Here is an 18,040-nt window from a genome sequence, read left to right on the forward strand (position 1 = left end):
CGGGACCCCGCGCCCCCGGCCGCACGCACCCCACGGCACCCTCCGATCCCCCCGTCCCCGACTCCCCCCGAGCGTCCCACCAGGAGTGAGTACCCCCATGTCCGACAGTCCCCACGTCTACGACTACGTCGTGATCGGCGGCGGCACGGCAGGCTCCGTCATCGCCTCCCGACTCACCGAGAACCCGGACGTCACCGTCGCCGTCATCGAGGGCGGCCCCAGCGACGTAGGCCGCGACGACGTCCTCACCCTGCGCCGCTGGATGGGCCTGCTCGGCGGCGAACTCGACTACGACTACCCCACCACCGAGCAGCCACGCGGCAATTCCCACATCCGGCACAGCCGCGCCCGCGTCCTCGGCGGCTGCTCCTCGCACAACACCCTCATCGCCTTCAAGCCCCTGCCCTCCGACTGGGACGAGTGGGAGGCCGCCGGCGCCAAGGGCTGGGGCGCCGTCCCCATGGAGGCCTACTACGCACGTCTCCTCAACAACATCGTCCCGGTCGACGAGAAGGACCGGAACGCCATCGCCCGCGACTTCGTCGACGCCGCCCAGTCCGCACTCGGAGTACCCAGGGTCGAGGGGTTCAACCGCAAGCCCTTCACCGAGGGCGTCGGATTCTTCGACCTCGCCTACCACCCCGAGAACAACAAGCGCTCCAGCGCCTCGGTGGCCTATCTGCACCCGGTGATGGACGAGCGGCCCAACCTGACGATCCTGCTGGAGACCTGGGCGTACAAGCTGGAGCTGAACGGCACCCGCGCCGAGGGCGTGCACGTGCGCACCCAGGACGGCGAGGAGATCCTCGTACGCGCCCGCACCGAGGTCCTGCTGTGCGCCGGCGCGGTCGACTCGCCCCGGCTGCTGCTGCACTCCGGCATCGGCCCCAAGGCCGACCTGGAGCGGCTCGGCATACCGGTCGTCCACGACCTGCCGGGTGTCGGTGAGAACCTGCTCGACCACCCCGAGTCGGTGATCGTCTGGGAGACGAACGGACCCATCCCCGAGAACTCCGCGATGGACTCCGACGCGGGCCTGTTCGTGCGCCGCGACCCCCAACACGCGGGCCCGGACCTGATGTTCCACTTCTACCAGGTCCCCTTCACGGACAACCCGGAACGGCTGGGCTACGAACGCCCGCAGTACGGCGTGTCGATGACCCCCAACATCCCCAAGCCGAAGAGCCGCGGCCGGCTCTACCTGACCAGCGCCGACCCGTCGGTCAAACCCGCCCTGGACTTCCGCTACTTCACCGACGAGGACGACTACGACGCCCGCACCCTCGTCGACGGCATCCGCATCGCCCGTGAGATCGCGCGGACCGAACCGCTCGCGGGCTGGCTGAAGCGCGAGGTGTGCCCGGGCCCGGACGTCACCGGTGACGCCGAGATCAGCGAGTACGCGCGCAAGGTCGCGCACACCGTCTACCACCCGGCCGGCACCTGCAAGATGGGCGCCCTCGACGACGAACAGGCAGTCGTCGACCCGGAGCTGAAGATTCGCGGCCTCGACGGCATCCGCATTGCCGACGCGTCCGTGTTCCCGACCATGACCGCCGTCAACCCCATGATCGGGGTGCTGATGGTCGGTGAGAAAGCCGTCGACCTGATCGGAGGTGGTCTGCGATGACCATCACGCCCGCCACCCGCAAGCCGCCCACCGCCGACACCGATGACACCGCCCCCGTCTTCGCCGTGGACGGCCTGTGGAAGGTGTTCGGCCCGAAGGCCGACCGCGTCCCCGCCGACCCCGAGCTGACCGGTCTCCAGCCCGCCGAACTGCGCTCCCGCACCGGCTGCACGGCGGCCGTCCGCGACGTCTCCTTCGACGTCCGCAAGGGCGAGGTCTTCGTCGTCATGGGCCTGTCCGGCTCCGGCAAGTCCACGCTGGTGCGCTGCCTCACCCGGCTGATCGAACCCACCGCGGGCACCATCGCCATCGACGGCGAGGACGTCCGCTCCATGGACCGCGGCCGGCTGCGCGAACTGCGCCGCCACCGCGCCGCCATGGTCTTCCAGCACTTCGGTCTGCTCCCGCACCGCACGGTCCTCGACAACGTCGCCTACGGCCTGGAGATCCAGGGCGTCGGCCGCGCCGAGCGCCGGACCCGGGCCAAGGAGGTCGTCGACAAGGTCGGTCTGAAGGGCATGGAGAAGCGCCGCCCCGCCGAGCTCTCCGGCGGCCAGCGGCAGCGCGTCGGCCTCGCCCGCGCCCTCGCCGTCGACCCCGAGGTGCTGCTCTTCGACGAGCCGTTCAGCGCCCTCGACCCGCTGATCCGCCGCGACATGCAGGAAGAGGTGATCCGGCTGCACCACGAGGAGGGCCGCACGATGGTCTTCATCACCCACGACCTCAGCGAGGCACTCAAGCTCGGCGACCGCATCGCCCTCATGCGCGACGGCCGCGTGGTGCAGCTCGGCACCCCGGAGGAGATCGTCGGCTCCCCGGCCGACGACTACGTCCGCGAGTTCGTCCGCGATGTCCCGCGCGAACAGGTCCTCACCGTCCGCAAGGCCATGCGCCCCGGCGACTGCGGCAGCCCGGACCACCCGGGCGCCCTCCGGCCGGACACGGTCGTCGCCGACGCGATCAAGGTCGTCGCGTCGGACGGCAGGCCGGCGTGCGTGGTGGACAAGGGCCGCTGCATCGGCGTGGTGGACTCGGAAGCACTGCTCGCCGTCGTGGCCGGCAACGGCACGGCCCCGGACAGCAGCGCCGCCGCGCAGGCGGCGACCGTCCGGCGGGCCCTGCCCCAGCGCCGCCGCGAAGCACCCCCGGCCGGCGCCGGCGCGGAGGTCGTGTGATGGCGACCGTCACCGCGAGCGCCCCCCGACTGGCGCTGCCCAACATCCTCAAACACCGCGCCACCCGCAAGCTGCTCCTGCTCGCCCTGGCCGCGGCGGTCCTCGTCCCCCTCGCCGCCGCCCGCTGGCCGAGCGCCGCATGGCCGCACGCGCTGACCGTCGACGTGTCCAAGCCGCTCGCGGACGCCAGCGACTGGGTCATCAACAACCGGGACAGCCACCCGCTGTTCCTGTACTTCTTCGGCTACATCAGCAACGCGGTCGTGCTCTCCGTACGCGCCGTGTACCTCGTCCTGCTCGCCGCGGGCTGGGCCGGAGTCACCGCGTTCGGCGCGCTCGTCGCCTGGCGGGTCGCCGGCCTCCGGCTGGCGCTCGGCACGGCCGTCGCGTTCCTCGCCTGCGGTGTGCTCGGCATGTGGGTGCCGACCATGCAGACCCTCGCGCTGATGGTGGTCGCCGTCCTGGTCTCCGTGGCCGTCGGCTTCCTGCTCGGCCTCGGCGCCGGGCTCTCCGACCGGCTGGACCGCGCCCTGCGCCCGGTCCTGGACACCATGCAGGTCCTCCCGGCCTTCGCCTACCTGCTCCCCGTCGTCCTGGTCTTCGGCATCGGCGTCCCGGCGGCCGTCCTCGCCACCGTCGTCTACGCGGCCCCGCCCATGGCCCGGCTCACCTCCCTCGGCCTGCGCGGCGCCGATCCCGAGGTGCTGGAGGCGGTGGAGTCGCTCGGCGCCACGTCCCGCCAGCGGCTCATGACCGCCCGTATCCCGCTGGCCCGCAAGGAACTCCTCCTCGGCCTCAACCAGACGATCATGATGGCGCTGTCCATGGCGGTCATCGCCTCCGTCATCGGCGCCGGCGGCCTCGGTGACCGCGTCTACCAGGCGCTCGCCTCCGTAGACGTCGGCGCGGCCCTGGCGGCCGGCATCCCGATCGTGCTGCTGGCCGTCGTCCTGGACCGGGTCACCTGCGCGGCCGGGGACGGCACCACCCGCTCCCGCTCGACCGGCTGGCTCTACGCGCTGGCCGCCACCGTGGTCGTCGCGCTGGCCGCCCGGTTCCTGGGCAGCCTCGACTGGCCCGACTCCTGGACCTTCGACATCGCCGCACCGGTCAACCGCGCCGTCGACTGGATGACCGCCCACCTCTACTCCGGCGTGCCCTACGTCGGCGGCACCGCCGACTGGGCCGGACACTTCACCACCTGGGTCCTCGACCCCCTCCGCAGCGGACTGCAGTGGCTGCCCTGGTGGTCGGTGCTGCTGATCGTGGCCGCGCTGGCCTGGGTGATCGGCACCTGGCGCACCGCGCTGACCGCCGTCCTCGCGATGGCCGCGATCGGTGTGCTCGGCGTGTGGGAGCCGTCCCTGGACACCCTCTCGCAGGTCCTCGCGGCCGTCGCCGTCACCCTCGTGCTCGGCTTCGCCACCGGTATCGCCGCCGCCCGCAGCGACCGCTTCGAACAGGCCCTGCGCCCCGTCCTGGACGTCTTCCAGACGATGCCGCAGTTCGTGTACCTGATCCCGGTCGTCGCCCTGTTCGGCGTCGGCCGCGCCCCCGCCGTCGCCGCGGCCGTGGTGTACGCCCTGCCGGCCGTCGTCCGGATCACGACGCAGGGCCTGCGCCAGGTCGATCCGGCGGCGCTGGAGTCGGCCCGCTCGCTCGGCGCCACCGGCCGCCAGCAGCTCTGGCAGGTGCAGCTCCCGCTCGCCCGCCGGTCCCTGCTGCTCGCCGTCAACCAGGGCGTCGTCCTGGTCCTCGCCGTCGTCATCATCGGCGGCCTGGTCGGCGGCGGCGCCCTCGGCTACAACGTGGCCTTCGGCCTCGCCCAGGGCGACCTCGCGACCGGTCTGGTGGCCGGCGCCGCGATCGTCTGCCTCGGCCTGGTCCTGGACCGGGTGACCCAGCCCACCGAACGCCGCGCCACGAAGGGAGCGTGACATGAGGATCCACCGCAGAACGGCCCTGGCCGTCTCCTCGGCCGCGGCCCTGTCCCTGCTCACCGGCTGCGGCGCCGCCGACATGACCAAGCAGGCCTCGCCGTTCGCCAACGCGCAGGGCTCGAAGACGGTCACGCTCTCCGTGCAGTCCTGGGTCGGCGCCCAGTCCAACGTGGCCGTCGCCCAGTACCTGCTGGAGCACAAGCTCGGCTACCGCGTCGACACCGTCCAGGTCGACGAGGTCCCCGCCTGGGACGCGCTCAGCCAGGGCCGGGTCGACGCCATCCTGGAGGACTGGGGCCACCCCGACCAGGAGAAGCGGTACGTCGACGACAAGAAGACGATCGCCCGCGGCGGCGGCCTCGGGGTGACCGGGCACATCGGCTGGTTCGTGCCGACCTACCTGGCCAAGCAGCACCCGGACATCACCGACTGGAAGAACCTGAACAAGTACGCCTCCCTCTTCCGCACCCCGGAGAGCGGCGGCAAGGGCCAGCTCATGGACGGCTCACCGTCGTACGTCACCAACGACAAGGCGCTGGTGCAGAACCTGAAGCTGGACTACCAGGTCGTCTTCGCCGGTTCCGAGGCCGCCCAGATCACCCAGATGCGGCAGTTCGCCAAGGAGAAGAAGCCCTTCCTCACCTACTGGTACTCACCCCAGTGGCTGTTCAAGAAGGTCCCGATGACCGAGGTGAAGCTCCCGCCGTACAAGGAGGGCTGCGACGCGGTCCCGGCCAAGGTCGCCTGCGCCTACCCGCACACCCCGCTGCAGAAGTACCTCAACGCGGACTTCGCGAAGTCCGGCGGCAAGGCGGCGGCCTTCCTGAAGAAGTTCAAGTGGACCACGGAGGACCAGAACGAGGTCTCCCTGATGATCGCCGACCAGAAGCTGACCCCTGAGGACGCGGCGAAGAAGTGGGTGGACAGCCACCCCTCCACCTGGAAGGCATGGCTGTCCTGACCCCTACCGCAACCCGTCCGCGATCTCCCGCAGCGCCCGCATGGACCGCCGCTGGAGTCCAGGCCCGAACGTGACGCGGGTGGCCCCGAGTTCGCCGAGTCCGGCGGGCGAGGGGCCCTCGCCGTCCAGCCGGGCCATCATGTTGAGCGGCCCCCGGATACCGGACCGCAGCAGCGGCAGCACGGACGCCGGGGCGAAGATCGGGTACACGCATTCGGCGCCCGCGGCGACGTAGAGCGCGGCCCGCTCGATTGCCTGTGCGGGATCCGTGACCCCGCGCGCGAACGTGTCGACACGGGCGTTGACGAACAGCTCGTCCGCCGCGGCCGAACGCACCTCGGCGAGCCGGTCGGCGTGCTCGTGCGGGTCCTGGAGGACACCCCCGTGGGAGTCCCTGAATCAGCGCAGCGAAAAACACGCCGGGTCGAATCCGTTTCGATCCGGCGCTGTTTTTCCGGTGCGGGAAAAAGGGAGAGTCAGGTGCCCGGAAGCGGCTCCATCATGCCGTCCAGCCATTCCCGCCATTCCGGCGCGCGTACCGGCTCGGCCGCCCGTACTGCCCCGCCCGTCCACCCGGTGACCGGCCGGATGCCGTGCAGCGCGTTGACCAGCCACACCTCACGGCCGTCCAGTTCCGCCACGGTCCGCTCGCGGTGGGCGACGCGGATGCCGGAGCGCAGGGCCCGCTCCTGGATGAGGCCGACGGTCACGCCGGGCAGGACGGGCAGCCGCGGCGCGGGCAGGCACAGTGTGCCGTCCTCCCACCACAGCACGCTGGCGGTGGCCGACTCCAGGACCACACCGGACGGCGTGACCAGCACCGCCTCCTCGGCGCCCGCGGTGATCGCCCGCCGTCGGACCCGGGCCAGGACGTCCAGGTCCGGGCCCTTGCGGCGGGGGAGCGTCCGCGGGTCGCACTGCCCCGCCGCCCACACCCGTATCTCCGTGCCGAGCGGCGGGGCGTGCCGCAGCAGCAGCCGCAACTCCCCGGAGTCCGCGGCGAGTTCCACCCGGGGGAACCACTCGCCCGTGCGCGGCAGCGCGGCCGTCATGTCCTGCCAGAACTCCAGCAGCCGGCGCAGCGGCGGCCCGTCGCACTCGCCGCAGGCCCGCAGAAAGCGCTCCCGGTGCCGGCCGAGTGCGCGTACCCGGCCGTCACGCACCAGCCAGGAGTCCGCGACGAGCAGCCGCCCGCCGTCCACCGGTCCAGGCGTCAGCCCACCGCGGGGCGTCCATGTCGAAAGACCTTCCATGGTCGCCGGTCGTATCACAGGCGCGCCTCCTCGGTACTTGCCGCCGGCGACCGCCGGTGCCCCGTGCCGCGGCCCGTAGGGAGCGTGCTCCAGCCACGATCCGTACCAGGGCAGCACCGGCGCGAGGGCCGCCGCCGGGGCGCCGGCGGCCCTCCGGGTCGGCTTCCAGCAGGACGACCGACAGATCGTGGGCGCGCAGGGCGAGCGCCGCCGACAGGCCCACGGGACCGGCGCCCACCACGACGGCCGGGATCACGCCGCGGCTCTCTCGGCCGGCATGCGGCTGATCTCCACCCGTTTCACCTTCCAGGTGGCGGTCATCGGCAGTTCCTCGAACCGCCACTGCCGGGGCTCGGCCATCGCGGGCAAATCGGCCGTGGCCTCCCGCCAGCGCTCCGGATCCAGCCGGGCGCGTCGGCGTCGGGTGCGACGGGGACGCCGACGGGGGCGGGGCCGGGCCGCAGGGTGGGCGCGGTCATCGGGCGGCCTCCTCCACGACGGCCGGGAGGGCGGCGGGCTCACGGCGGGGGCGGACGCGCGGGGCGGCGTCCCGGCGGCCGCCCACCGGTGCGGTGGCCGCTCCCATGTCCTGCAGGGTCGTCACCCGTACCGGCTCCCGGGGCGCACCCACCGCCGGCTGCTCGCGCAGGGCCTGCAGGGCCCGCATCTGGGCCGCCGTCTTCAGCAGCATCTCGTCGTACTCGGCGACCGGGTCGGAGTCGAGGACGATCGCCCCGCCGGCCCCGAGGTGCAGCAGACCGTCCGCGAGGACGGCCGTACGGATCACGATGCCGAGGTCCGCGCCGCCGCTGCACCCGAGGTAGCCGAGGGCACCGGAGTAGACGCCGCGGGCCTCGGTCTCCAGGGAGCCGATGATCTCCATCGTGCGCAGCTTCGGCACACCGGTCATCGACCCGCCGGGGAAACAGGCACGGACGCAGTCCACGGCGTGCGTGCCCTCGCGCAGCCGTCCCTCGACGGTGGAGACGAGCTGGTGGACGGTGGCATACGTCTCGGTGGCCATGAGCCGGGAGACCCGGACCGTCCCGGTGCGGCAGACCTGACCCAGGTCGTTGCGGAGCAGGTCGACGATCATCAGGTTCTCGGCGCGGGTCTTGGCGTCGGCCGCGAGCGCGTCCCGCAGCCGGGTGTCCTTAGCCGGGGTGCCGCCGCGGGGCGCGGTGCCCTTGATGGGCCTGGCCTCGGCGGTGCCGTCCCGCGTGATGCGCAGGAACCGCTCGGGCGAGGAGCCGGCCACGTCCAGGTCGCCGAACCTGAGGTACGCCGCGTACGGCGCCGGGTCGACGCGGCGCAGCACCCGGTAGAAGTCGTAGGTGTCGGAGGGGGCGGGCAGCCGGGCGGCGTTGGTCAGGCAGACCTCGTAGCTGGTGCCCTTGCGCAGTTCGTCCTGGCAGGCCTCGATGTCCGCGAGGTACGTCGCCCGGTCCCGGACCAGCCAGGGTTCGGCGGCGGCGAGATCGGGGCCGGTGGGCGCGGGCAGCGTCTGCGGGGCGGCGTCCGGGGCCACGAAGGTGAGCTGGGCGACCGCGCTCTGCAGCCAGTCGGCGGCCTCCAGGGTGGCCTGCGGGGTGTCCTCCGCCAGGCAGACCGCGTAGGTGAACCCCTCCTCGTGGTCGACCACGATCAGCCGGTCGGCGAACAGCCAGCAGGCGTCCGGCGTCGCCGCCCGGTGCCGGTTCGGCGATCCGCAGTCGGCCTTCGTCTCGTAGCCGAAGTAGCCGACGTAGCCGCAGGTGAAGTCGAAGGGCAGCCCGGTGGCGTCGACCTTCCGGTTCGTCAGCTGCCGCTTGAGGTAGTCGAAGACGCTCGCCGTGACCTTGCGCGGCGGCCGTCCGGCCCGCTCGATCTCGCAGCGGCCGGACGCGACGTCGTAGCGCACGAACTCGGAGAGCGGGCCGCTGTCGTCACCGAAGAACGAGAAGCGGGTAAGGCCCGGCTCGGCCAGGGAGCTGTCCAGCCAGAACGCCCGCGGGGAGTCGGCGTACATCCGGGCGAAGGCGGCCTCGGCGTCCACGGCGCCGGCGATGCGCCGGGTGTGCAGCCGGTGGACGGTGCGGCCGACGCGCCGGGGCTGGGGGATGGTCGCGGTCGGCGTGGCCGGAGAGGTGCGGGAGATCGGGGTGACCGCGGTGTTCTTCGTGCGGGGCTTGCGGGCGAGCTCGGCGGTGAGGTTGCGGAAGTTCACCAGCATGCGGTGGCCGTAGTCGGTGAGGACGGACTCCGGGTGGAACTGCACCCCCCACAGGGGCCGGCTGCGGTGCCGCAGCCCCATCAGCACGCCGTCCTCCGCCCAGGCCGTGGCCTCCAGGGTGTCGGGCAGGGGTTCGTGCACGGACAGCGAGTGGTAGCGGACCGCGGTGAAGTTCTGCGGCAGACCCCGGAACAGGTCCTGGCCGTCGTGCCGGACCGCGGTCAGATGCCCGTGGCGGGGCTCCGGCGCGGGCAGCACCCGGCCGCTCTCCCCGAGGGCTATGCCCTGGTGGCCCAGGCAGACGCCGAGCACGGGAAGCGGTGACTCCGCGATCACCCGTGAGCTGATGCCGAAGTCGCGGGAGTCGGCGGGGTGTCCCGGACCCGGTGACACCACCACGTTGTCGAACTCCGCGAGGTCCGGTACCGAGTCGGCCGGGGCGTCGTTGCGGATCAGCACCGGCTCCTCGCCGTTCACCTCGGCGATCAGCTGGAACAGGTTGTACGTGTACGAGTCGTAATTGTCGATGAGCAGGGTCTTCACCCGCCCACCTCCCTTGGGTCGTTCCCGGGTCTACGCGGTCCGTCGTTTGTGCTGTCCACGGAGCGCCTGCAGCGGTGGATACAGGCACTTCTTGAAGAAACGCTGAAGGCGCGGCATGAGAATCCAGGTGACGAGTGCCGTCACGCACAAGCACAACAGCAGCGTACGAACGATCGGATTGAGGCCGCCGAGATGGGGGATCACGATGAGATGGAACAAAAGCACCGGTGGAAACACCGCGCTCATGTTTATGAACCAGAGTTTCCATTTCGCCGGTGGGGCCGGAGCCGCCGGTGCGGCGGGCGGGGCGGGCCGGGTGGTCTGGGCGTCGAACCACGCCTTGGCGCCCCGCACGCTCCGGCGGCCCGTTTCCTGCCCGAACCCTGCCACCCGGGTGTCCCACTCCCACCGGTCCGGCGAGTTCTCCCAGGCCCAGGCCGTGCTCTCGCCGGCGAAGCGGTATACGACATGCCACTCCGATCCCTCGTCGACAAGAACACCGCCCCCATGAAGCCAGGCCGGTGCGCACTGGCGCCCAGCATGGCCCACCCCCAGGAATGGAAGTCGGCTTCGTGGCCCGGCATCACGTGATACGCCACGGTGATGGTGACGGGGTTACTGGTCACGTCATCGAGTACGCACAGGAACGCCGGAGCGTTCAAGATTCAACCGGCTTTTTCCGATGTCCGGATCGTGACCTTATGCAAGCGCTTGCCAGGAAAACTGGGAAAAGGATCGGAATAAAAATTATCCGGAATTGAATTGAAAAGAAGTTGTAAAGGGAGGAGGCGGGTGGCCGTCAGGCGGCCCCGGCCGGCGTCCCGTCGGGTGCCGCGGCCGGTGCCTCCCCGAACCGGGCCAGCGCCAGCGCCCCCGCCACCGCGACGAGGAAACCCAGCACGGCCAGCCAGGCCAGCCCCTCCCGGGTCCGGTCGCCGAGCCACACCACGCCCACGGCCGCCGGCCCGAGCGTCTCCCCGACGACCATTCCGGCGGTGGCCACCGTCACCGAGCCCCGCTGCAGCGCCGAGGTCAGCAAGAGGAACGCGGCGCCCCCGCCCAGCAGCAGGGCGTACACCGCCGGATCGGCGAGCAGATCGGCCGGCCGCAGGGAGCCGACCAGTCGCACCGCCACCTCCACCACCCCGAACCCGAACCCGGCCCCCAGCCCGAGCAGCAGCGCCCGCCCCCGCTCCGGCAGCCGCCCGCCGGCCAGGCCCAGCAGCAGCACGCCCACGGCGGTCCCGAGCAGCACCCACTTCAGCGCCGCCGGCCCGCCCCGGTCGCCCTCCGTCCCCGAGGCCAGCCCCAGCATCGCCAGCCCCGCGCACACCACCGCGACCGCGGCCCACTCGACCCCGCTCAGCCGTACCCGCAGCAGCCGCGCCGCGACCACCGCGGTCACCGCCAGGCTGGCGGCGAGCGCCGCGCCCACCGCGTAGATCGGCACCGACCGCAGCGCCACGACCTGCAGCACGAACCCGAGCCCGTCCAGCGCCAGCCCGGCCGCGTACCGCCACTGCCGCAGCGCCCGCAGCAGCAGTGCCGCGTCCCCACCACGTCCACCGGCGGCCGCCTCCCGCGCGGCCATCGCCTGCCACACCGTCGCCGTACCGAAGCAGACCGCCGCGCCGAGCGCGCACACCATTCCGAAGAGCACAGACCGACTGTAGGGGAGTGGCGAGAACCGGCCCCCCGGCTCGAACGCGCTCTCACCGCTCTCTAGGCTGGCTGCCGTATCGGACATCGACGGGGGGAATACGAAACATGACGAACACGCGAAGCCAACTCCGCTCCACCACGGTCGTGCTCGGCGGCGTGGGCGTCCTGGCCGCAGCCCTCACCGCCTGCTCCTCCGACCCCGACAAGCGCTGCGTGGACCGCGACAGCTACAACGCGGTCAGGGGCTACAAGGTCGTGTCCGACAAGAACTGCAAGTCCGGCAGCCCCAAGACCTCCGTCCACGGCGTCTGGTACTACGGCGGCAAGAGGAAGAGCGGCTGGGTCGACGGCGGCTCCTTCACCAAGGGCGGCGGCAAGGGGTCGGGCGGCTCGGACGACGACAACCACCGCTCCGGAGTGCACCGCGGCGGCTTCGGCGGCGGCAAGGGCGGCTCCGGCGGCTGAGGCCGAGCCGGACCCGGACCCCGCATGGAACGCCACACCGTCACCCCCCGCCCCGGCTGGCAGCAGACCGTCGAGGAGCAGGGCCTGATCTACCCCCTCACCCGGTACCCCGACGGCTCCCTGCGCCCGTACTGGGACGAGAGCGCCTACTACGCCTTCACCCTGGACGAGGTCGAGGCCCTGGAGGAGGTCGTCGAGGAACTGCACGGCATGTGCCTGGCGGCGGCCGGCCACATCGTCACGGCAGACCGCTTCGCCGACCTCGGCATCACCGACCCCCGGGTGGCCCACGCGGTCGCCGAGGCCTGGCACCGCCGTGCCGAACTGCCCTCCGTCTACGGCCGCTTCGACCTGCGCTACGACGGCACCGGCCCGGCGAAACTCCTGGAGTACAACGCCGACACCCCCACGTCCCTGGTGGAGGCCGCCTCGGCGCAGTGGTTCTGGATGGAGGACCGCTTCCCCGGCGCCGACCAGTGGAACTCCCTCCACGAGCGCCTCGTCGCCGCCTGGAAGAAGCAGTCCGCGCTCCTCCCGCCCGGCAGCCCCCTGTACTTCGCGCACTCCTCGGCCGACGAACTGGGCGAGGACCTGATGACGGTCGCCTATCTCAAGGAGACCGCGGAACAGGCCGGCCTGGACACCGACTGGATCTCCATGGAGGAGATCGGCTGGGACACCCTCTCCGGCCGCTTCGTCGACAACGACCTCCGGTTCATCCGGAGCGTCTTCAAGCTGTACCCCTGGGAGTGGCTCACCACCGACGCCTTCGCCGGACACGTCCTGGACACCCTCGACAACGGCGGCGGCACCGGCAGCACCCTGTGGATCGAGCCCGCCTGGAAGATGCTGCTGAGCAACAAGGCCCTCCTGGCGATCCTCTGGGAGCTCTACCCCGGCCACCCGAACCTCCTCCCCGCCCACCTGGACGGCCCGCGCGACCTGGCGGGCACCACCGGCTACGTCGCCAAGCCGCTCCTCGGCCGCGAGGGCGAGGGGGTGACGGTCCACGAACCGGGCGCCGAGGCCGTGCGGCGCGAGGAGGCCTGCTGCTACCAGCAGCTCGCGCCCCTGCCGGACTTCGACGGCAACCGCGTCGTCCTCGGCGCCTGGGTGGTCGAGAACGAGTCGGCGGGGCTGGGCATCCGGGAGTCCTCCGGCCTGATCACGGACGAGTACGCGCGCTTCGTGCCCCATGTGATCCGGTAGGGGCGCCCGTGGTCCGCACGCGCTGGCCCAGGAAGAGGGCCGCCCGGTCCAAGGCCTCGTCCGCCTCCTCGAGGACGCCGGCGAACGCCTGGAACACATGGGGCACGTCGGCGGTGACGTCGAGGACGGCGTCCACGCCGGCGGCCCTCGCACGCGCGGCCAGGCGAGTGGAGTCGTCCAGGAGCACTTCGTTGGTGCCCGCCTGCAGGAGCATCGGCGGGAGGCCGGTCAGGTCGGCGAGGACGGCGGGGCTCAGCATCGGTTGGTGCGGGTCCTGCCCGGCGAGGTACATGGCCCCGGTGCGTCCCAGGCTCTCGCGCGTGAAGAACGGGTCGAGGCCTGCCTTGGTGTCCATGCTCTCCCCGGTCCGGGTGGCGTCGAGCCCGGGGGAGAACGCCACGATCGCCGCGGGCATCGGCAGGCCCGCGTCCCGGGCGGCGAGGCAGGTGGTGACGGTGAGACCACCCCCGGCGGAGTCGCCGGCGAACGCGATGGCCGAAGGGTCCTCGCCGCTGTCGAGCAGTGCGCGGTAAGCGGCCAGCGCGTCCTCGATCGCGGCCGGGTACGGGTGCTCCGGCGCGAGCCGGTAGTCCAGCGACAAGGCCCTGAACCCGGTCCTGGCCACGAGGTTGCCCGTCAGCGACAGGGCGGTGCGGGGCGAACCGAAGACGTAGGCGCCGCCATGGAAGTACAGGATCGTCCCTGCACGAGGACCGTCGACCGGCTCGACGAGCAGCGCGGGCCGGGGGCCCAGCGTCGTCGCCGTGGTGCGGATCCCGTCGGGGACGATCATCTCGGCCATCATCGTCCTGAACCAGGCCCGCATCTCCTCGACCGACCGGGGCTCGTCGGACCGGGGCTGCCGCAGCATCGCGTCGATCGCCGCGCGCTGTTCCCTGCTCATCCCATGCTCCCATCGTAAGTAGATGCCGCTACACTATATGCCGTGGCATATAAATCAACCGGCGGCAGCACCGGCCTCCCGGACTTCTTCTCGGACCTCGTCCGCTGCGAGACACGGCTCTACAACGCCCTCAACGACAGCCTTCGCGAACGGCACGCCATCGTCACGTCGCAGTTCGAGTGCCTGCGCCACCTCCGTGACCACCCCGGGTCACGGGTGGCGGACCTCGCCGCCGCGTTCGCCGTCGGCATCGGGGCGACCAGCAAGAGCGTCGACCGTCTGGAGAAACACGGATGGGTCGCGCGGCAACCCAATCCGTCGGACCGCCGGTCATCGCTGCTGGCACTGACCGACGACGGCCGGGAACTCGTCGACGCGGCGGAGGACACCTTCACCGAGCGGCTGGCCGAACTGCTCGCGGACATCCTCGACGACCCCTCGATGCCGGCCGTCGCCCGGACCCTGGCAACGCTCCGCTCCGCACTGGAGCGCGCCCAGACCGGCATGCCCACCGGCTGACGCCACGCTCGCATGGTGGACGCCGCACCGGCACCGCCCGACCCGCCCGGTAGGCTGATCACCGGGCCGTGACTGGCGCGCTTGGATGGGACGGACCATCGGGGAGCGGCCCCGTCGGGAACGAGTGCCGTGCGCCTGGGCCGAACCGTGAACGCGAACGCCGTACGAAAACGCCGTCCGGAGGCCGACATGCCAGAGCAGCAGCCCCTCTCCACCGAGTCCACCGCCTTCCGCGCGGCCCTCGACGTGATCCGCGCCGTCGAGCCGCGGGTCGCCGACGCCATCGGCCAGGAGGTCGCCGACCAGCGCGAGATGCTCAAGCTGATCGCCTCCGAGAACTACGCCTCCCCGGCCACGCTGCTGGCCATGGGCAACTGGTTCAGCGACAAGTACGCCGAGGGCACCGTCGGCCGCCGCTTCTACGCGGGCTGCCGCAACGTCGACACGGTGGAGTCCCTGGCCGCCGAGCACGCCCGTGAGCTCTTCGGCGCCCGCCACGCCTACGTCCAGCCGCACTCCGGCATCGACGCCAACCTCGTCGCCTTCTGGGCCGTCCTCGCCGACCGCGTCGAGGTGCCCTTCCTGGAGAAGACCGGCGCCCGCCAGGTCAACGACCTCACCGAGGCCGACTGGGCCGAACTGCGCCAGGCCTTCGGCAACCAGCGCATGCTCGGCATGTCCCTGGACGCCGGCGGCCACCTCACCCACGGCTTCCGCCCGAACATCTCCGGCAAGATGTTCGACCAGCGCTCCTACGGCACGGACCCGGCGACCGGCCTGATCGACTACGACGCCCTGCGCGCCCAGGCCCGCGAGTTCAAGCCCCTGATCATCGTCGCCGGCTACTCGGCCTACCCCCGCCTGGTGAACTTCCGGATCATGCGGGAGATCGCCGACGAGGTCGGCGCCACGCTCATGGTCGACATGGCCCACTTCGCCGGCCTGGTCGCGGGCAAGGTCCTCACCGGCGACTTCGACCCGGTGCCGCACGCGCAGATCGTCACCACGACCACCCACAAGTCCCTGCGCGGCCCGCGCGGCGGCATGGTCCTGTGCGACGACTCCCTCAAGGACCAGGTCGACCGCGGCTGCCCGATGGTGCTGGGCGGCCCGCTCCCGCACGTCATGGCCGCGAAGGCCGTCGCCCTCGCCGAGGCCCGGCAGCCCGCATTCCAGGACTACGCCCAGCGCATCGTCGACAACTCCCGCGCGCTCGCCGAGGGCCTGATGCGCCGCGGCGCCACCCTCGTCACCGGCGGCACCGACAACCACCTCAACCTGATCGACGTCGCCGGCTCCTACGGTCTCACCGGCCGCCAGGCGGAGGCGGCCCTCCTCGACTCGGGCATCGTCACCAACCGCAACGCCATCCCCGCCGACCCCAACGGCGCCTGGTACACCTCAGGCATCCGCATCGGCACCCCCGCGCTCACCACCCGCGGACTGGGCACCGCCGAGATGGACGAGGTCGCGGGCCTCATCGACCGTGTCCTGACCACCACCGAGCCGGGCACCACCAAGTCCGGCGCCCCCTCCAAGGCCTCCCACGTCCTGGACCCGAAGGTGGCGGACGAGATCTCCCAGCGTGCGACGGACCTGGTGGCGGGCTTCCCGCTGTACCCGGAGATCGACCTCGGCTGACCGGCCCCTCGCGGGGGCTCAGAGATCGATCAGCTCCTGCCGCGGCTCCTCGCGCGGCGGTCCGGCCTCCCGCCGGGCCGCCGCGCGGCGGGTCGGGAAGCCGCCCGCGAACCCGGCGGCGAGCCCTCCGGCCGCCCACCACAGCGGATCACCGGACCGGCGCCCGCCACCGCCGGACGCCTCGTGGCGCTCGGCCATGAGCCCCTCCCGGGCCAGCCGGTCGTAGAGCACCCGTGACGCCCGGTGCCACCGGACGTCGTCGTCCTGCACCTGGGGTGCCGGGTCCGTCCGCACCCAGGGCGTGCCGTCCCGCGCCAGGAACAGTTGGTCCTGCCGCTCGACGGCCACGTCCCCGCCCGGCGCCCGGTGGGTCTGCGGCCAGCCGCCCACCCCTGTCAGTCCCCACATCACGGTGAGCCGAACGGCCGGATACCGCCCCTGTGACCAGGCCGTGGGCACCGGCTCGGTCCCCGTGCAGGCGGGCCGCAGCAACTGCCAGAGCCGGGTGAAGCCGGGGTCCCCGGAGCGCAGGGTCGTCGTCGTGGTGCCCGTGCCGTCCGGGACGATCATCGCCACGTCGGGGCGGTCCGCCGCCCGCGCCCCGGGCGCCCCGGTCAGGACGAGCGCGCACGCCGTCGCCGCCGGCCATGCCGTCCGCACCCGCCGGTGCCCGCCGCGCCCATGCCGCGCGCCCTGCCATCGTCCCCCCGGTGCATCGTCCAAGTCCCCGCCTGCCTCGCCCCTTGTCACACCCCCGAACGCAGGCCGAGTCCCCTCTGTTTCGGACCAGTTCCGGATCGGCCCCCGGGACCTGAGAGAATGGTGAGCATGGCCACTGACCGCCCGCCCGTCACCCACCCCCACCCTCAGGGGAATGGCTCCGCCATGCAGCATCGTCTGCGCGTGCTCTCCGGAATCCAGCCCACCGCAGGCTCGTTCCACCTCGGCAACTACCTCGGCGCCGTGCGCCAGTGGGTGGCCCTGCAGGAGAGTCATGACGCGTTCTACATGGTCGTCGACCTGCACGCGATCACGGTCCCGCAGGACCCCGCGGACCTGCGTGCGAACACCCGGCTGGCCGCCGCCCAGCTGCTGGCGGCCGGGCTCGACCCGGACCGCTGCACCTTGTTCGTGCAGAGCCACGTCCCCGAGCACGCCCAGCTCGCCTGGGTCATGAACTGCCTCACCGGCTTCGGCGAGGCGTCCCGTATGACCCAGTTCAAGGACAAGGCCGCCCGGCAGGGCGCCGACCGCGCCTCCGTCGGCCTGTTCACGTACCCGGTCCTGCAGGTCGCCGACATCCTGCTGTACCAGGCCAACGAGGTCCCCGTCGGCGAGGACCAGCGCCAGCACGTCGAGCTCACCCGTGACCTCGCCGAGCGCTTCAACGGCCGGTTCGGCGAGACCTTCACCGTCCCGAGGCCGTACATCCTCAAGGAGACGGCGAAGATCTACGACCTCCAGGACCCGACCGTCAAGATGAGCAAGTCGGCGGCCACGCCGAAGGGCGTCGTCAACCTCCTGGACGAGCCGAAGGCCAGCGCGAAGAAGGTCAAGAGCGCCGTCACCGACACGGACACCGTGATCCGGTACGACGTGGAGAACAAGCCGGGCGTGTCGAACCTGCTCACCATCTACTCGACGCTCACCGGCAAGTCGATCGCCGAGCTGGAGCGGGACTACGAGGGCAAGATGTACGGCGCGCTGAAGACGGACCTCGCCGACGTGATGGTCGAGTTCGTGACGCCGTTCCGGGAGCGCACCCAGCAGTATCTGGACGACCCGGAGACCCTCGACTCGATCCTGGCCAAGGGCGCGGAGAAGGCCCGTGCCGTGGCCGCGGAGACGCTGGCGCAGGCGTACGACCGGGTGGGTTTCCTGCCCGCGAAGCACTGAGGCGCACGACCGCACACACGTACCGTGGGC

Annotated in this window: 14 protein-coding genes, 3 pseudogenes and 1 riboswitch; of the genes and pseudogenes, 9 read left to right on the forward strand and 8 right to left on the reverse strand. The window is 72.0% G+C overall.

The features are described from left to right. The first annotated feature begins 97 nt into the window (after window positions 1-97). Genes ACFY0F_RS10940 through ACFY0F_RS10955 form a run of 4 tightly spaced genes read left to right on the forward strand, consistent with a single transcriptional unit; the run spans window position 98 to window position 5,706 of the window. Window positions 98-1,630 carry a GMC family oxidoreductase gene (locus ACFY0F_RS10940; RefSeq protein ID WP_388791764.1) on the forward strand — a complete coding sequence of 511 codons (1,533 nt, stop codon included), beginning with the start codon at window positions 98-100 and terminating at the stop codon, window positions 1,628-1,630. Beyond that, window positions 1,627-2,805, forward strand: a complete 1,179-nt coding sequence (locus tag ACFY0F_RS10945) for a glycine betaine/L-proline ABC transporter ATP-binding protein (protein ID WP_388791766.1) — start codon at window positions 1,627-1,629, stop codon at window positions 2,803-2,805. The genes ACFY0F_RS10940 and ACFY0F_RS10945 overlap by 4 nt, the downstream gene beginning before the upstream one ends. Next, the gene (locus ACFY0F_RS10950) at window positions 2,805-4,742 is read left to right on the forward strand and encodes an ABC transporter permease (RefSeq protein WP_388791768.1); all 1,938 of its coding nucleotides are present in this window, start codon (window positions 2,805-2,807) and stop codon (window positions 4,740-4,742) included. The genes ACFY0F_RS10945 and ACFY0F_RS10950 overlap by 1 nt, the downstream gene beginning before the upstream one ends. Before the next feature lies 1 nt (window position 4,743). After that, window positions 4,744-5,706, forward strand: a complete 963-nt coding sequence (locus ACFY0F_RS10955) for an ABC transporter substrate-binding protein (protein ID WP_388791770.1) — start codon at window positions 4,744-4,746, stop codon at window positions 5,704-5,706. Window positions 5,707-5,709: 3 nt separating this feature from the next. Here the strand turns inward: ACFY0F_RS10955 and ACFY0F_RS10960 are convergent. From ACFY0F_RS10960 to ACFY0F_RS10985, 6 genes and pseudogenes are all read right to left on the reverse strand, one after another. Next, window positions 5,710-6,099, reverse strand: a pseudogene (locus ACFY0F_RS10960) (isocitrate lyase/phosphoenolpyruvate mutase family protein); the annotation flags it as partial. Between the two features lie 83 nt (window positions 6,100-6,182). Next, a complete protein-coding gene (locus ACFY0F_RS10965; RefSeq protein WP_388791772.1) occupies window positions 6,183-6,959 on the reverse strand; it encodes an aminotransferase class IV in 777 nt (258 codons plus the stop codon). A gap of 133 nt (window positions 6,960-7,092) precedes the next feature. After that, window positions 7,093-7,215, reverse strand: a pseudogene (locus ACFY0F_RS10970) (FAD-dependent oxidoreductase); the annotation flags it as partial. A 219-nt stretch (window positions 7,216-7,434) separates the two neighbouring features. Beyond that, window positions 7,435-9,714, reverse strand: a complete 2,280-nt coding sequence (gene pabB / locus ACFY0F_RS10975) for an aminodeoxychorismate synthase component I (protein WP_388791774.1) — start codon at window positions 9,712-9,714, stop codon at window positions 7,435-7,437. A 30-nt stretch (window positions 9,715-9,744) separates the two neighbouring features. Continuing rightward, window positions 9,745-10,340, reverse strand: a pseudogene (locus ACFY0F_RS10980) (hypothetical protein). Between the two features lie 173 nt (window positions 10,341-10,513). Continuing rightward, window positions 10,514-11,362 (reverse strand): hypothetical protein, encoded by an 849-nt coding sequence (locus ACFY0F_RS10985; protein ID WP_388792401.1) that lies wholly within the window; start codon window positions 11,360-11,362, stop codon window positions 10,514-10,516. 119 nt (window positions 11,363-11,481) lie between these two features. Here ACFY0F_RS10985 and ACFY0F_RS10990 point away from each other — a divergent pair, with 119 nt between their 5' ends. Together ACFY0F_RS10990 and ACFY0F_RS10995 are read left to right on the forward strand one after the other, a co-directional pair. Continuing rightward, complete coding sequence (locus ACFY0F_RS10990) at window positions 11,482-11,841, forward strand: hypothetical protein (protein ID WP_388791776.1); 360 nt, start codon at window positions 11,482-11,484, stop codon at window positions 11,839-11,841. Window positions 11,842-11,865: 24 nt separating this feature from the next. Beyond that, window positions 11,866-13,050, forward strand: coding sequence for a glutathionylspermidine synthase family protein (locus ACFY0F_RS10995; protein WP_388791778.1), 1,185 nt, complete (start codon window positions 11,866-11,868; stop codon window positions 13,048-13,050). On the opposite strand, the gene ACFY0F_RS11000 is transcribed toward ACFY0F_RS10995, so the two are convergent. Then, window positions 13,007-13,954: an alpha/beta hydrolase gene (locus ACFY0F_RS11000; protein WP_388791780.1), complete on the reverse strand. Its 948-nt coding sequence runs from the start codon at window positions 13,952-13,954 to the stop codon at window positions 13,007-13,009. The two genes, ACFY0F_RS10995 and ACFY0F_RS11000, sit on opposite strands and share 44 nt — an antisense overlap. A gap of 42 nt (window positions 13,955-13,996) precedes the next feature. Here ACFY0F_RS11000 and ACFY0F_RS11005 point away from each other — a divergent pair, with 42 nt between their 5' ends. Further along, window positions 13,997-14,473 (forward strand): MarR family winged helix-turn-helix transcriptional regulator, encoded by a 477-nt coding sequence (locus tag ACFY0F_RS11005; protein WP_388791782.1) that lies wholly within the window; start codon window positions 13,997-13,999, stop codon window positions 14,471-14,473. Between the two features lie 58 nt (window positions 14,474-14,531). Further along, window positions 14,532-14,621, forward strand: a riboswitch (ZMP/ZTP riboswitch). 41 nt (window positions 14,622-14,662) lie between these two features. Beyond that, window positions 14,663-16,114: a glycine hydroxymethyltransferase gene (locus tag ACFY0F_RS11010; protein ID WP_388791784.1), complete on the forward strand. Its 1,452-nt coding sequence runs from the start codon at window positions 14,663-14,665 to the stop codon at window positions 16,112-16,114. 18 nt (window positions 16,115-16,132) lie between these two features. On the opposite strand, the gene ACFY0F_RS11015 is transcribed toward ACFY0F_RS11010, so the two are convergent. Beyond that, on the reverse strand, window positions 16,133-16,837 hold the full coding sequence (locus ACFY0F_RS11015; RefSeq protein ID WP_388791786.1) for a hypothetical protein: 705 nt from the start codon (window positions 16,835-16,837) through the stop codon (window positions 16,133-16,135). Window positions 16,838-16,999: 162 nt separating this feature from the next. On the opposite strand from ACFY0F_RS11015, the gene trpS reads away from it, so the two are divergent. Further along, window positions 17,000-18,010, forward strand: a complete 1,011-nt coding sequence (trpS, locus tag ACFY0F_RS11020) for a tryptophan--tRNA ligase (RefSeq protein WP_388791788.1) — start codon at window positions 17,000-17,002, stop codon at window positions 18,008-18,010. Window positions 18,011-18,040 lie beyond the last annotated feature (30 nt).

The organism is Streptomyces sp. NPDC001544 (assembly GCF_042894285.1).
In the GTDB taxonomy this organism is placed as follows: Bacteria; Actinomycetota; Actinomycetes; order Streptomycetales; family Streptomycetaceae; genus Streptomyces.